17 protein-coding genes are annotated in these 13,336 nt (G+C 44.8%); 10 read left to right on the top strand and 7 right to left on the bottom strand.

All coding sequences use genetic code 11. The features are described from left to right. The first annotated feature begins 218 nt into the window (after window positions 1-218). The 5 genes from ACFSVN_RS12225 (at window position 219) to ACFSVN_RS12205 (ending at window position 4,200) form a co-directional block, all read left to right on the top strand. Window positions 219-647 (top strand): cupredoxin domain-containing protein, encoded by a 429-nt coding sequence (locus tag ACFSVN_RS12225; protein WP_390303129.1) that lies wholly within the window; start codon window positions 219-221, stop codon window positions 645-647. After that, window positions 637-1,218, top strand: a complete 582-nt coding sequence (locus ACFSVN_RS12220) for a YceI family protein (protein WP_390303126.1) — start codon at window positions 637-639, stop codon at window positions 1,216-1,218. The genes ACFSVN_RS12225 and ACFSVN_RS12220 overlap by 11 nt, the downstream gene beginning before the upstream one ends. After that, window positions 1,208-2,101 carry a DUF5777 family beta-barrel protein gene (locus tag ACFSVN_RS12215; protein WP_390303123.1) on the top strand — a complete coding sequence of 298 codons (894 nt, stop codon included), beginning with the start codon at window positions 1,208-1,210 and terminating at the stop codon, window positions 2,099-2,101. The genes ACFSVN_RS12220 and ACFSVN_RS12215 overlap by 11 nt, the downstream gene beginning before the upstream one ends. A 323-nt stretch (window positions 2,102-2,424) precedes the next feature. Next, window positions 2,425-2,952, top strand: coding sequence for an RNA polymerase sigma factor (locus tag ACFSVN_RS12210; RefSeq protein WP_390303120.1), 528 nt, complete (start codon window positions 2,425-2,427; stop codon window positions 2,950-2,952). A 9-nt stretch (window positions 2,953-2,961) separates the two neighbouring features. Beyond that, a complete protein-coding gene (locus ACFSVN_RS12205) occupies window positions 2,962-4,200 on the top strand; it encodes a hypothetical protein (protein WP_390303117.1) in 1,239 nt (412 codons plus the stop codon). A gap of 465 nt (window positions 4,201-4,665) precedes the next feature. On the opposite strand, the gene ACFSVN_RS12200 is transcribed toward ACFSVN_RS12205, so the two are convergent. Both ACFSVN_RS12200 and ACFSVN_RS12195 read right to left on the bottom strand, forming a co-directional pair. Beyond that, the gene (locus ACFSVN_RS12200) at window positions 4,666-5,049 is read right to left on the bottom strand and encodes a DUF6768 family protein (RefSeq protein WP_390303114.1); all 384 of its coding nucleotides are present in this window, start codon (window positions 5,047-5,049) and stop codon (window positions 4,666-4,668) included. 5 nt (window positions 5,050-5,054) lie between these two features. Then, entirely contained in the window at window positions 5,055-5,606 is a 552-nt protein-coding gene (locus ACFSVN_RS12195; RefSeq protein WP_390303111.1) for an RNA polymerase sigma factor, read from the bottom strand. 317 nt (window positions 5,607-5,923) lie between these two features. Between ACFSVN_RS12195 and ACFSVN_RS12190 the strand changes: the two genes are divergently transcribed. The 4 genes from ACFSVN_RS12190 to ACFSVN_RS12175 all read left to right on the top strand — a co-directional run bounded on the left by ACFSVN_RS12190 (window position 5,924) and on the right by ACFSVN_RS12175 (window position 8,097). Beyond that, window positions 5,924-6,247: an ArsR/SmtB family transcription factor gene (locus ACFSVN_RS12190; protein ID WP_390303108.1), complete on the top strand. Its 324-nt coding sequence runs from the start codon at window positions 5,924-5,926 to the stop codon at window positions 6,245-6,247. Window positions 6,248-6,265: 18 nt separating this feature from the next. Next, the gene (locus ACFSVN_RS12185) at window positions 6,266-6,616 is read left to right on the top strand and encodes a DUF2200 domain-containing protein (protein WP_390303105.1); all 351 of its coding nucleotides are present in this window, start codon (window positions 6,266-6,268) and stop codon (window positions 6,614-6,616) included. Window positions 6,617-6,773: 157 nt separating this feature from the next. After that, window positions 6,774-7,322, top strand: coding sequence for an SRPBCC family protein (locus ACFSVN_RS12180; protein ID WP_390303102.1), 549 nt, complete (start codon window positions 6,774-6,776; stop codon window positions 7,320-7,322). A gap of 127 nt (window positions 7,323-7,449) precedes the next feature. After that, window positions 7,450-8,097: a class I SAM-dependent methyltransferase gene (locus ACFSVN_RS12175; RefSeq protein WP_390303098.1), complete on the top strand. Its 648-nt coding sequence runs from the start codon at window positions 7,450-7,452 to the stop codon at window positions 8,095-8,097. A 388-nt stretch (window positions 8,098-8,485) separates the two neighbouring features. Here the strand turns inward: ACFSVN_RS12175 and ACFSVN_RS12170 are convergent, their stop codons facing one another. Then, window positions 8,486-8,884 (bottom strand): TraR/DksA family transcriptional regulator, encoded by a 399-nt coding sequence (locus ACFSVN_RS12170; protein WP_390303095.1) that lies wholly within the window; start codon window positions 8,882-8,884, stop codon window positions 8,486-8,488. Between the two features lie 62 nt (window positions 8,885-8,946). On the opposite strand from ACFSVN_RS12170, the gene ACFSVN_RS12165 reads away from it, so the two are divergent. Continuing rightward, window positions 8,947-9,432 carry a hypothetical protein gene (locus tag ACFSVN_RS12165; RefSeq protein WP_390303092.1) on the top strand — a complete coding sequence of 162 codons (486 nt, stop codon included), beginning with the start codon at window positions 8,947-8,949 and terminating at the stop codon, window positions 9,430-9,432. A 208-nt stretch (window positions 9,433-9,640) separates the two neighbouring features. On the opposite strand, the gene folE2 is transcribed toward ACFSVN_RS12165, so the two are convergent. The 4 genes from folE2 to ACFSVN_RS12145 form a co-directional block, all read right to left on the bottom strand. After that, complete coding sequence (gene folE2, locus ACFSVN_RS12160) at window positions 9,641-10,540, bottom strand: GTP cyclohydrolase FolE2 (protein WP_390303089.1); 900 nt, start codon at window positions 10,538-10,540, stop codon at window positions 9,641-9,643. 39 nt (window positions 10,541-10,579) lie between these two features. Continuing rightward, complete coding sequence (locus ACFSVN_RS12155) at window positions 10,580-11,011, bottom strand: 6-pyruvoyl trahydropterin synthase family protein (RefSeq protein WP_390303086.1); 432 nt, start codon at window positions 11,009-11,011, stop codon at window positions 10,580-10,582. A 352-nt stretch (window positions 11,012-11,363) separates the two neighbouring features. Next, the gene (gene arsB / locus ACFSVN_RS12150) at window positions 11,364-12,395 is read right to left on the bottom strand and encodes an ACR3 family arsenite efflux transporter (RefSeq protein ID WP_390303083.1); all 1,032 of its coding nucleotides are present in this window, start codon (window positions 12,393-12,395) and stop codon (window positions 11,364-11,366) included. Between the two features lie 40 nt (window positions 12,396-12,435). Then, window positions 12,436-13,269 carry a universal stress protein gene (locus tag ACFSVN_RS12145; protein WP_390303080.1) on the bottom strand — a complete coding sequence of 278 codons (834 nt, stop codon included), beginning with the start codon at window positions 13,267-13,269 and terminating at the stop codon, window positions 12,436-12,438. Window positions 13,270-13,336: the final 67 nt, after the last annotated feature.

Here is a 13,336-nt window from a genome sequence, read left to right as displayed (position 1 = left end):
TTTAAAAGAGCGGCAACTTTGATCAGGTTGCCGCTTTTTTTTTGCACAGTATTGACCATCAGATGGAACAATACCTGAAAGGAATACACTCTAAGCAGGAAAGAAACAATGACTATTTATCCTGTTAAATATTACTTCCTCATTTAAATAAATCCCGAGGCAACCCTTCCGCCTTCATCCCTGTACAGGTTAATGAACGATAACTAAACCCTGTACATATGAAAACAATTAAAACATCCTCTTTCCTTTTTATAATCCTATGCTCCGCCATCAGCCTTTCCCTGATCGGATGCGGAGGCAGCACCTCAGCCACAGATGATGACGGTGGCGGCGGTAATAATGGCGGCGGCACCGGTGAGCCCTCAGCCAATGCTGTGGGAATGGAAAGTCAGTCATTCACCCCTGCTGAGATCGAAGTAGAAGTCGGAACTACCGTTACGTGGACCAACGGAAGCAGTGTTACCCATACCGTAACCAGCGGAACCAACGGGCAAAGTGACGGGATGTTTGACAGTGGCGAGCTCTCTCCGGGAGAGACATTCACCTATACATTTACCGAAGTTGGAAGCTATCCCTATTTCTGCATCCCGCATGTAAACTTAGGAATGACAGGTACCGTAAACGTTGTGGAGTCTTATGGTTACTAAGACCATCACGGTTTTCATTTTCTTACTGTTTTTCCAGCTACAGATCGAGGTTTTCTCTCAGGATGTAAACAGCAATACAGTCTATTATTCTGATAGCGGAACAGCTGAATTTACTTCAGATGTTCCCCTGCATTCTTTTACGGGAAGATCTGATCACCTCACCGGGATGATAAATCCACAGGAAAACCTGATCGACTTCTACCTGGACCTCAACACCCTGAAAACCGGTATCGGGAAACGGGACCGGGATATGTATAGCACATTGAATGCAGACGAGCATCCTTTTGCTGAATTTACCGGGTCAATGGATTCCCCCGGCCTGCCAACTGCAGGAGAGGAAACTACCGTGACCGCTACCGGTGAGTTTACCATCAATGACATTACCAAAGCAATGAGCGTGGATGGAACACTGACAGATACCGCGGAGGGAATTCGCCTCAAAGCGACCTTCCCTATTCTGTTAAGTGACTTTAATATCGAGCCTCCCGGCATTCTGTTCTACCGCGTCAATGACGAACAGACCGTGGAGATCGATATACTCCTAAAACCCATGCAACGAGATGAACTTTAATACCCGAACTATGAATATGACTCCAAAGCATCACGGCATTCTCTATACCTTGTTTCTTACAATAGTCTTTCTGGCATTTTACGCTGCACCCGCAAATGCTCAGCTAACCCGTGAACGGACCGTTACCGATCAAGAAGTAGAACGGACATTCTGGGCGCCGGTCGCCGTGGGAATTTCCACCGTCCAAAATCCGGATGGGAAAAATATGATGAGCTCGGTCGTACATACCTTTGGGCTCACAAACGGCGGACTCGATACCTTCTTTGGAATGGATGACGGTGCCAATACCAAGCTGAATATCGACTATGGTATTTCGGATCGGCTCTCCGTTGGTATAGGCCGGATGACCTTCAACAAGGTCGTGGACCTCCGCACCAAAGTGAACCTGCTTCGGCAAACGAGATCCGGCAGTATGCCTTTGGACGTAGCCGTAAAGGCATCGATGGGAATTAATACGCTGTCCGGATTGAATTATACGTTTGAAGATCGGCTGAGCTACTTCGCTTCCGTTATGGCCGCCAGGAAAATGGATCGGTTCAGCCTGCAGCTCACTCCTATGGTCGCCCATTTCAATAATCCCGTGTTGGGGAGTGCCGGACAGTTGTATGGGATGGGTGTGCTCATGCAGTATGAGATCAACGAGCGGCTGTCACTGAATACCGAATACCTGCCGGTGCTTGGAGACCGAAATGCCGGAACCTCCGATGCCATGGCTATCGCACTGAATATTGATACCGGCGGACATATTTTCCAGCTGTTTTTCACAAGCTCCCAATGGCACAACGAGCAGTTTATCATGGCGAATAACCGGGACCGTTTCTGGGAAGGCGATTTCCGGTTTGGTTTTAATATTCACCGGGTATTTGGCTTTGGAGGAAAGTAACGAAAACCACAGGCAACCCTTTGTCGCATGGGATGGTATAGGCTGTAGGAGTCATCCGTAATTTTCTTTTAATTACATACCAATATGAGTCCGAGATAAATTTACTCTTTGGTTGTCACCCTGAGCGCGTTAAACATATAATTAGATTTAAACTGTATTCCGCGAAGGGTCTCAAAGTCAAAGTAAGACAGTTGTTTTATAAGTTGAGATCCTTCGCGTTCAACACATTGTACTTAGATTGGTTTTTTTAAGCGCTCAGGATGACGACTTCGAAGGGGATTTCTCGTACTTAGATTACCATTGTTTAAATAAAACAGGATCTTTTGTTAGCCGATATCCTTAAAGGATGCCGCAAGCATCGCCGTGAAAGCCAGAAAGAGCTCTATGAGATGTTCTATGCCTATGGCATGAGCATCACGCTGAGGTACGCCGATTCCCGAAATCAGGCGGCCGCTGTTTTAAATGATGCCTTTATGAAAGTTTTTGAGAACATAAGATCCTATGACACCAACCGGGACTTCAAACCCTGGTTTCGCAGAATTGTGATCAACACCGCCATCAACCAGTACCACAAAGACAGGAAACGCCTTCAGATGACGGACCCGTTGTCGGGTGAAGACGATCTTTTTTCCGAGGAACACATTATCAGCGGCATTTCCTATGATGAGCTTATTGGGATGGTACAGGAATTGAGTCCGGCCTACCGAACTGTTTTTAACCTGTATGTAATAGAAGGATTTAAGCATGAGGAAATTGCCGGAATGCTGGATATTTCGGTTGGAACCTCCAAATCCAACCTCTCCAAGGCAAAGAGGAACCTGCGTGAACTGTTAGAGAGAAATTTTATTTGAGACCGAACTATGAGTAATAAAGAAGAACATAACGATCCGCTGGAGCAGTTGTTCAAAAAGAAAGCTGAGGAATATGATATTTCCTACCGGGAAGAAGACTGGCTTGATATGGAGAAAAAGCTGGACCGCATGCAGGCTGCCAAAACACGTCAGCGCCGCACCTACCTGGCTGCCGCCGCCGTTCTGCTGATCGTTTCCGCACTGGGTTATTTCATTTATCAGAACTCCAATGAAATTGACCGGCTGAACCGACAACTGGAGGATACCATGACCACGGACATCCTCCCCGATTCCACCCGTGAAGACACTACTCAAGAACCGGAAACACCTCCGCAGGTCGACCGGGAAATGCTGGCCGATCTCCCACAGGAAATGGAAGAACCTTCTGAAAGTACCGATGATATCTCCCCCGAGGCAACCCCCGAACAACAGGATCAGCAAGTGGTTATGGATGCTGATCCTGTATCGGTTTCAGGTGACGAACTTGCACGTATCGAACTGCGGCCGGTTTCCTATCCGGAACGTATGGATGAAGAGCTGTCTGTTTCATCAGGGAACAACATTCCCGGCAGTACTGACTACCTTGCTTCCGTGAGTTATGGTCAGGCCGCCGCCCCTTCGGGACTCGCTCGCCAACAGGAGCAGCCCGGCAGAACAGAGCTTTCACGTCTTGAATTCGGGCTTATAGTTTCGCCCGATATCAGCACCATTGGCGGGATCTCTAACTTTTATGAGCCCGGCTATAAGCTCGGTGTTACTGCCGGTTACCGCATCAACGACCGCTTTACGATTTCGGGCGGACTCATTCATTCCAGCGTTAAATACAGCTCGGGAAATCAGCATTACAACCCGCCGGCCTACTGGAATCCGGGCGGAACACCCAGCGGGATCATAGCTCAGTGCTTTATCCTCGATATCCCGATCACCGTGAAGTATGATGTGATGCAATTCGAGAATTCCCGCTTTTTTGCCACGGGCGGACTCTCCTCTTACGTTATGCTCAGCGAAGATTACCAATTCGACTACAATGGTTATTCCCAGGGACAAACCACCACCCTGAACGAGCGATCCGGTAAAACGCATCTGTTCAGCAACGCCGGTTTTTCCATCGGCTACGAATACGATCTCCACCAAAACTGGAGCCTGAAAGCCGAGCCCTTTATCAAAGTTCCCATCCGAGAAGTAGGCTGGGGAAATGTGAAGCTTTATACGCTTGGTACTTTTGTTTCGGTCAGCTATAAGCTTTAGGAATGAATTGAATATCCAATAACGAATATTCAAGAAAATCGTCCATCGTCCCGAGTAGTCGGGAGTCGTTCGTTCCATCGCATATCAAAAGAACTGAATTACGATTAACCGATGGACCGATAGATCGAACGGCGAATTACTTTGCTACCCCTCCTCTCATAGTGTGGATAAATAGTCTGTAACTTTATTTGCAGTGTGATCCCCCATCTCTTTTAAGTCTTCAGCAAAGCGGTGACTTAAAAGCTCCGGCCCCGGAAGTCTCCGACTTCCATATATGTAACCGGCTCCCTAAATATCCAATAACGAATAACCAATACGGAATACCCAAGTGAAACCCTTTATGATTCCCCGAATATCGGGGCGTGCTGGGTGTTGGATATTGAAGTTCATCCATCGCTGATCGGTCGTTCGGCCTATCGCATATCAAAATAACTGAATTGCGATGAACCGATAGATTGATCTGTTTTACTTGTCTTTCTTCTCCATCAGCACCGCCACCTGAAACTCCAGGCGCTTTACCTCACGCAGGATGGAATTTTTATCCATTTGCATCCAATGCCAGAGCTTTAGCATTTGTACAAATAGTATTGCGATGAACATACCGCCACCGTAACGCAGCAACAGTTCAGTGCCTTCAACGGTAAAAAACTTGTAACCCACCCAGAAGGCCAGTACTGTAAAAACCAACTGAATGAAAGTGACCAATATAGCCCACCTTCCCAGTTTACCTTTATACAGATCAAACCACATTTTAAAGACTCCTTGTTGGTCCAGATCCTGATAAAATTCAGCTTCTTCTGCGTTTAAAGATTCTTTGATCAGTTTATCGATGTCTTTTTCATTTTTCATAACAGTCACCTTTTTTGGTTAATACTATTCTTTAGTTCTTCGCGGGCATAAAACAATCGTGATTTAACCGTCCCTTTTGAGATGCCAAGTACCTTGCTTATCTCCGACAAACTTAAATTTTCCAGGTAAAACATAGTTAGCACGATTTGCTGAGTTGGAGACAATTGTTGAATCCCGATCCGAATCTTTTCCAGATCATCCTTATTGTCTTCATCACTGCTTTGCAGTTCGGAGTCTGCTTCCACTTTCAGGGCCTCTGCTTGCTTGCGTGCTCGCTGTTGTGCCCGTATCCAGTCAATGGCCTTTCTGCGGGCAATCGTTAAAGCCCAGGCCTCGAAACTGATCTTCAATTTTAGTTCCGCAAGCTTTTCAATGATCGCATACCAGTATTCCTGTGCAAGATCATCAACAGATGCCTGATCGTTTGTGTAATAATAGATCGTTCGAACTAACATGGGATGAAATTTTTTGATCAACAACCGTAATGCTTTCTCATCGCCATTTTGATAGCTGCTAATCAAAAACTCATAATCGATATGTTCGCTTTTTCTATTCATTATCCGGTGATATAGTCGCACGAAATTTGAAAAGGTTCAAATTTATATCTCATTACCCACCGGGTGGTTGGGAATGTTATGCCCGGCCATCCGGTCCAATGTTCATTTTTGTTATAGTACATAAATGCTGTACTCAATCTACTAAAAACACCACAGCCGGTGCCCCACACACCCTCCGCCTCCCTCGAGGGAGGACTTTCTTTGTTATTACTTTTGAACTCAAACCCGATATTTATAAGGATCACTAAAATACATTTGCGTAACCAATTTGTTACATATATATTTGTAACCAATCAGTTACATATTAATTTTTCTTTATGCCGCAAGATGTATTCCATGCCATAGCCGACCCTACCCGACGTGAGATCATAGACCTGTTAGCGGGACGATCCATGCCGGTCAATGATGTAGCCGAACAGTTTGATATGAGTAGGCCGGCCGTTTCCAAGCACATAAAGATCTTACATGAATGTGAGTTAGTGGTCATTAGAAAAGAAGGCCGAAAGCGGTACTGCAGGGCTGATACCCAAAAACTGCAGGAAGTGATCGAATGGGCCTACCGCTACCGAAAATTCTGGAATGAGAAGCTGGATGCACTGGAAGCCGCTTTGGCTGAAGGTGATACATCGTCACAAACATGAACCACGAATGAAACTTAAATGAAAAAGCATCGCATCTATACTACGAGTTTTGCAAGTGTGTATCCACATTATGTCACCAAGGCGGAGCGTAAAGACCGAACCAAAGCAGAAGTGGATGAGATCATACGCTGGCTGACGGGATATAGTCAGGACGAGCTGGAAACCATCCTGGAAAACAAGACCGACTTCGAGACTTTCTTTGCGGACGCCCCAAAGCTGAACCCTTTGCGAAGGGCAGTTAAAGGTGTGATCTGTGGTATACGGGTAGAAGACATGGAAGAATCGACCATGAAAGAGATCCGCTACCTGGATAAGATGATCGATGAACTGGCAAGGGGTAAAGCAATGAATAAGATTCTGAGAAAATAATGAACAATTTAAGCCGGGTCATACCACGGCGAATGCCTGGAATCCAATTATCTTTTCAGGTTTAAAAACTTGACCTCAAACTAACAATCAGATCCCCGTCTTCAAGGGGATGACCTATAAAACTCAGATAAAATATGAAACCCCTAATCCTAAGGCTATGAATAAAAAATACGGTGTTTTCACAGAACCGGGGACTGTTCAATTCGAACTGCTGTTACCGGGTCCTGCCGAACGCATATGGGAGTACCTCACCAAATCAGAACTAAAAGCCAAGTGGCTTTCTGCCGGTGATGTAGAGCCGAAAGTTGGCGGGAGGGTCTCTCATTACTTTGATCATAAAACGCTGAGTGAAGAAGACGATCCTATTCCTGAAAAATATGCCAACTTAAAAGAAGGTGATGAAGGTCATGGAAAAGTAACCGCATACGACCCACCCCGGCTTCTCAGCTATACCTGGGTAGAAAATGAGGGGCAATCAGAAGTAACCTTCGAGTTACTTCCTCAGGATGATGGGAATGTCAAGCTTATCTTAACTCACCGTAATCTTGGAGACGATATCGATGTTCTCTCGGGAGTTGGAGCCGGATGGCATACGCATGTGGGTATTCTCATTGATGTACTGAATGGAAAAAAGCCACGGGGATTTTGGAAAGTCCATATGCCGCTGGAAAAGGAATACGAGCGGATGTTGAACAACCAAGTATAAAATGCCATAAGCAGTTGTAACCACACCCTTAAACTCGTTCCAAACCACCCGGTTGGGAATGAGTAATTAATACCCCTCATAATTATATAAGCAGATATCATTTATTTTTGAGTATCATGCGTCTATTATGGAACCATCTGAACTTTCATCACAACTTAGAAAACCTACCGGGGAAACCGGAAAGGAAATCGGGAAAGCCCTCAACGAGTCTAATCAAAAACTCTATGAGCTGGCTTTTGAGATGATGGAGCTTCGGGAAAATGACACAGTGCTGGAGGTCGGCTTTGGCAATGGAATACACTTCCCGGAATATTTCAGAATACAGCCCAGGCTATCCATTGCAGGAGTTGATTTTTCAAAGGAGATGTGTGAAGAAGCGAAAGCTCATAACCCCAAATTGATCGCTTCACAAAAACTATCCTTGCATTGTGAAGAAACCTCTGCGCTGCCCTTTCCCGATGATCGGTTTGATCTGGCGGTGGCTTTAAACGTTATATATTTCTTAGACCCGCCGGAAATTCATTTGCGGGAAATACGCCGGGTGCTCAAACCAAACGGGCAATTTCTGATCGGCTATCGTCCGCGGCATGCCGTGGAGCATCTTGAGTTTACCAAACAGAATTTCATTTTGTATGAACGGGATGAACTGGAATCGCTCTTTAAGGAAAACGGATTTGGGATCATTGAAGACACCACCCGAACCTACGAAAAACTGAGCTTGGATAAATCCAGGGTAACTGTTACTGATGCGTGTCTGTTAGTACAAAAAGTATAACTGTTGTGCCTTCACTGACGGCTAAAGTAATTTTATTTGCGCTGCATTTCTCATTCACCTATACTTATCAGGTACAACACCTATTCAGTTTCAGGTGAAATTCATTGTAGATCTAATAGACAAATAGACGATCATGAAGACCACTAAAGAGACCAAATTTGGGTTAAACATCGAGACAGTTAACTGCCCGGAATGTTCTGCAAAAATGCCTAAGATACGTGTCCCTGAAAACCTTCATCAACTCATGTGGGGTGGCTGGACGTGTCCTGAGTGCGGCTGTAAAATGGACAAATGGGGAAAGCCTCTCGATAGCTGATACGTCAGGAATAAATGTATGCTTTTTTCGGACTTCCATAACAGTGTAGGCCGATCAAAACCAACCTATTTTTTAGGCTTCCCTTTCTTTAGCATTTACACTGTATTTAGCGTATGGTTTTGCTTCAAGCCGTTCTTTCTGAATAGGTTCTCCGGTAACCTTACAAATCCCGTAGTTACCGGTTTCAATACGGTTCAATGCCATATTGATCTCTTCCTGCTTCTCTTTCTCCTTCTCGATCATTATGTAATATCTTTCCCGTTCATCCTCAGAAGTACCAATGTTTCCCTGATGATGGGCGGCTGATGAGTTGGTATCATCGAGATTATTCTCCATCTCTTCCAGGTGATCTTGATATTGCTCAATTTTTTCTTCGCTCTCCTTTTGCTCCTCTTTCAGCTTCTTCTCAAAATGCTCAAGTTCCTCATCTGAAAATGGAGTATTACGAATGGGTGCTTCTTGCTTTTCCATAAGTGCGATTTTTCATTATTTGAAATTCACCTATATAACAGGCAGAAGCATGACAGCATTTCATGGAGCTTGTTCAGGTCGTTATAAACCCCAAAATTACTTCAGGTTTTACTACCTTGGAATATGACCAACAAACTTCTTTTACTGTTCAGCGTTCTCTTTTAATTGCAGGATGTTCTTCCCCCTCAAACGAACCTCCCAAGTTCATGCTTGGGAACTTCCGGGATGATTATGATATTGAATATGAGATCTCAAAGGATCTTTGGTTTCAGAAACCAAACGCAAAATTTCATGTTGAGGAATGGAGCCGTGAGGAGCAATATCTCATTGCACGAAATGATTCGTTGAATCCATCCGACAGCGGCCTTTATACCCGTTTCGACTGGATGGAGTTTGAGAATATGCTTCCTTATGAGTGGGGCTTTTGCATGACCGCCTACCGTGCGGAAACCATCGAAGACGCCAGAAATGTATCCCCTCCGGACCGCGAAAACCCCAAAACCGGCTGCAATGGATTTCCTTTTTCAAGGATGAGGGTTGCTGGTTGATAGGTGTATCCTTCAACTCTCGAGTGGGAACTAGAGCATTGAAAGCCTCATAACCTTTGGTGACAACACCCTCCGCCTTCCATCCGGTCGGCACCTCCCTCAAGGGAGGATTTACTATCGCTAATCGCAAATCGGTCGTTCGGTCGTTCGAAAATCAAGCAGAACTGAATTACGATTAACCGAGGGACCGATAGATCGAACTGTGAATTTAGCGTAGTCCGTTGGGAAGGCCTTTGCAAATACGGCTGACGGCATCATGACTGTGCAGGCTTTCCATGTGTACACACCGCACCACAAAGTCGCGGATGCTGTTGTAGCTGTCCAGTTCATCATAAAGCAGCCGGGCTGCATCTTCCACAAACTTTTGAAAAGCACCGTTGAGCTCGGCGAAAGCCTGTTCATCTTCCCGTTTCACCATAACCTGAGTTTCCGTTTTAAGGGCATTTCGGCAGATCTGAACCAGGTCTTCCACAAAAAATTCATCCTTCAGGGCAACCGTTACATTGGCAACACTGCGCTGACTGTGGGGAATGGCTGCTACTTGTCTTGTCTCCCTGGCGTGCTCGGCCAGTTCATAGCTGCACGGACATGCACTGCTGTACTCAAAATCGAGGTGCATGTGTTTCTGAAACTGATCGTAATTATCCAGCCGGCCTTCGAGCTGCACCTTGTAATACTGATATCCTTTCATTCCGGAACGCAGACTGTCCATCATCATCGGGTAGTTGAATGATATCCGAAGAAAAGATTCCTGACTGTCCAGATTATCTTTATAGGCTTTCAGAATTTCTTCCAGCCGGTCCAGGTGAAAGACTTTATCCTGAAACTTGTAAAAGGTTCGCATGATGCGACTCATGTTGATCCCCTTCTTACCCATTTCGAGGCTTACATAGCCATCCACTGAAGCCTCAAGCGTTATAGGCTCCCCTTCTCTTCTCCTGAACTTTAGCGGAAGCTTGAAATTGGATATTCCCACTTGTTGAATAGGCACATTGGCTCCTTCGATGAGTGAGGCCGGGCCGTTTTGCAGATCGGGCAAGGATTCCTTGTATTCAGGTGTTACCGTAAAGGTAGGGTCATAAAAGCGTTGTACTTCTTGTGAGATCATAGTTCTTCTCTTACTGCTAATTGGATAATGAATAGTCTGTTAAATTCCCCGATAAGGACAGTATTCGGCGATATTTCGTTCCGTCTCGAACAATTTCACCATATATAATTTCCCGCCGTTGGTGCAGGCCGCTTCCACTTCAGGACGTAATTGCTCGAAAAAAGCACGAACCAGATTTTCCGTCGTGGGGATAATTCCCTGCAGGAAAGGGACATCCAGATTCAGGTTCCGGTGATCACATGGATCAAGTATTTTCTCTTTGATGATGGATTTAAGTTGCCCAAGATCAATAACAAATCCGGTTTCCGGATCGGGTTCTCCCGCTACCGTCACTTCGAGTACATAGTTGTGACCGTGCCAGTTGGGAAGGTTGCACTTGCCGAAGGTATCCTGATTCCACTTATCACTTTTATCTGAGTTATGGAGTCGGTGTGCGGCGTTAAAATGGGTTCTGCGTGTTACAAATATCAATGGTTCAGCCTGTTTATTATGTTTTCAGATACTTTAACACTGAAAAAATATAAACAGTTCTGCAAGTAGAAAGATTTTTTATTTAGAGAATTCAGGAGGAATTGACTAAGCCTAAAATAAATATATTTCCAAAAGTCGTCATCCTGAGCGAAGAGAGAACAAATATTGGTTTGTAAATTTTATCGCGAAGGATCTCAAAGCTAAAGATGGTAAATATTGCATGCTTTGAGATCCCTCGTGTTCAATGCCTTATTCCTTAGCAACTTGGTACTCACTCGGGATGACGACCTTTTTTAAACATCCTTTTTCATTATAATTCCTCTAGTAATCAGATATTTCAAACTCAAATTACTTAATATTTAACTCTGCTTTTATTCGCGAACCTAACCAGTGAAAGCATGATCGGAACTTCGATCAAAACACCTACTACCGTTACTAAAGCAGCTCCGGACTGGAGACCGAACAGCGCAATAGCAACAGCTACGGCAAGTTCAAAGAAGTTACTTGCTCCTATCATAGAACCGGGAGCGCAAACCTGATACGGTAACCCGATCTTCTTCCCTCCATACCAGGCCAGTGCAAAGATGAAGTACGTTTGAATGATCAATGGAATAGCTATCAAAACAATATCCAGCGGTTGAGCGATGATCTTTTCACCCTGATAGGCAAATAATAAGACAAGGGTGATCAGCAATGCGGAGATAGAGACCGGCTTGAACTTCGGGAGGAACTTTGAAGTGTACCATTCCTTGCCTTTTCGGCTGATCGTGATCTTATGAGTGAGGTATCCTGCAACAAGAGGGATCACCACAAAAACAATGATCGAAGCTGCCAGCGTATTCCATGGAATGGTGATATTGGTAATACCAAGCAATAACCCGACGATAGGAATAAACAGGATAAGGATCAGAAGGTCATTCACCGAAACCTGTACCAGGGTATAATTCGGATCCCCATCTGAGAGGTAAGACCATACAAAGACCATGGCAGTACAGGGAGCGGCTCCCAGTAAAATAGCTCCGGCTATATATTGATCAGCCAACTCAGGACTCAGCCAGGCCGAATAAATATGATCAAAAAAGACCCAGGCAAAAAAGGCCATGGTGAAGGGCTTGATCATCCAGTTTATGATGACGGTCCAAACTACCCCTTTGGGGGATTTCCCGATCTCCTTAAGGGAGGCAAAATCAACCTGAAGCATCATTGGGTATATCATCAACCAGATCAGAATGGCAACGGGGATGTTTACTTTATAGATCTCCCAATCACTTATGATCTGAATGGAATCACCTGCCAGATATCCGACAGCAATTCCAATAGCAATACAAAGTAGAACCCAAAGTGTTAAGTATTTTTCAAAGAACGCAATTTGTTTGTCTGCCATGAATTTTCAAAAAGTGTTAATAATGATTTTATGGATTGAATTACTTATTTGCCGGAATCAGCAAAAGTGGTTTTGAGGTATGCCGTGCTACCCGCAGACTGTTACTGCCTATAAAAACATCTTCTGCATATCCTTTACCCTGTGATCCCATGAGGATCATGGACATATCATTTTTATCGGCATATTCCGTGATCTCGATCCAAATATTTCCGTGTTTGGTTTCACTTTGAACTTCCCTTACACCAATCCGCTTGAGATAGTCTGCCCGCTCCTGAAGCTTTTCTTTTTCACCTTCCTTAGGCATAGTCTGAACATTCAGTACGGTAACAGAAGAATCCCGCAACTCTTCTTGCTCAAAGGCCTTCATAGCCTTATCTCCTGCTTCAGAAAAGTCTATCGGAAGTAAAACACTTCGTCTTATGTTCCTGCAGATCGATACCTCCCCTTTCCCCGGCTTGTCCGAAATACGAAGCAGTAATAATGGAACCTTTGCCCTGTGGATCATTTCTGAGGCTACACTTCCCAGTAACATATCTGCCAGAAGGTTATGCCCTTTATTACCGATCACCAGAAGGTCAGCGCCGATCTCATTCATAGATCTAAGTATCTCGGTTGGAGCGTAGCTTCCTTTTTCAACTTTCAGGACCCATTCCGTTTCCAATCCCTTTTCCTCTAAATATTCAGCATGATCAGTAAGCTTCGATTCATAGACAGCTTGTTCAAACTTCTCCTGTCCGTTGGGATATTCTTTGGTCACTACCGTAAAAAGGGTAACCTTTTGAATACCTATCTCTTTCAGGTCAGCCATTCCCTGCACCAGGTCTTCAGTAGAAGGTGACAGGTCAAGGGCGAGCATTGCGTGCGTGAATTTCATGGTGAACCTCCTATTGTCGGTTTTTGATTCGATACTATAAAGAATATACAATGCTCATTTTAAGAGA

Origin of the sequence: Gracilimonas halophila (assembly GCF_042684365.1) — a bacterium.
Classification (GTDB): Bacteria; Bacteroidota; Rhodothermia; order Balneolales; family Balneolaceae; genus Gracilimonas; species Gracilimonas halophila.
Note: the sequence above shows the minus strand (reverse complement) of the source record. Positions and strands in the feature narration are given on the sequence as shown.

Coding starts and splice junctions, on each gene's coding strand:
- ACFSVN_RS12225 (WP_390303129.1), top strand. CDS start 219: ATGAAAACAATTAAAACATCCTCTTTCCTTTTTATAATCCTATGCTCC.
- ACFSVN_RS12220 (WP_390303126.1), top strand. CDS start 637: ATGGTTACTAAGACCATCACGGTTTTCATTTTCTTACTGTTTTTCCAG.
- ACFSVN_RS12215 (WP_390303123.1), top strand. CDS start 1,208: ATGAACTTTAATACCCGAACTATGAATATGACTCCAAAGCATCACGGC.
- ACFSVN_RS12205 (WP_390303117.1), top strand. CDS start 2,962: ATGAGTAATAAAGAAGAACATAACGATCCGCTGGAGCAGTTGTTCAAA.
- ACFSVN_RS12200 (WP_390303114.1), bottom strand. CDS start 5,049: ATGAAAAATGAAAAAGACATCGATAAACTGATCAAAGAATCTTTAAAC.
- ACFSVN_RS12195 (WP_390303111.1), bottom strand. CDS start 5,606: ATGAATAGAAAAAGCGAACATATCGATTATGAGTTTTTGATTAGCAGC.
- ACFSVN_RS12190 (WP_390303108.1), top strand. CDS start 5,924: ATGCCGCAAGATGTATTCCATGCCATAGCCGACCCTACCCGACGTGAG.
- ACFSVN_RS12185 (WP_390303105.1), top strand. CDS start 6,266: ATGAAAAAGCATCGCATCTATACTACGAGTTTTGCAAGTGTGTATCCA.
- ACFSVN_RS12180 (WP_390303102.1), top strand. CDS start 6,774: ATGAATAAAAAATACGGTGTTTTCACAGAACCGGGGACTGTTCAATTC.
- ACFSVN_RS12175 (WP_390303098.1), top strand. CDS start 7,450: ATGGAACCATCTGAACTTTCATCACAACTTAGAAAACCTACCGGGGAA.
- ACFSVN_RS12170 (WP_390303095.1), bottom strand. CDS start 8,884: ATGGAAAAGCAAGAAGCACCCATTCGTAATACTCCATTTTCAGATGAG.
- ACFSVN_RS12165 (WP_390303092.1), top strand. CDS start 8,947: ATGGAGCTTGTTCAGGTCGTTATAAACCCCAAAATTACTTCAGGTTTT.
- folE2 (WP_390303089.1), bottom strand. CDS start 10,540: ATGATCTCACAAGAAGTACAACGCTTTTATGACCCTACCTTTACGGTA.
- arsB (WP_390303083.1), bottom strand. CDS start 12,395: ATGGCAGACAAACAAATTGCGTTCTTTGAAAAATACTTAACACTTTGG.
- ACFSVN_RS12145 (WP_390303080.1), bottom strand. CDS start 13,269: ATGAAATTCACGCACGCAATGCTCGCCCTTGACCTGTCACCTTCTACT.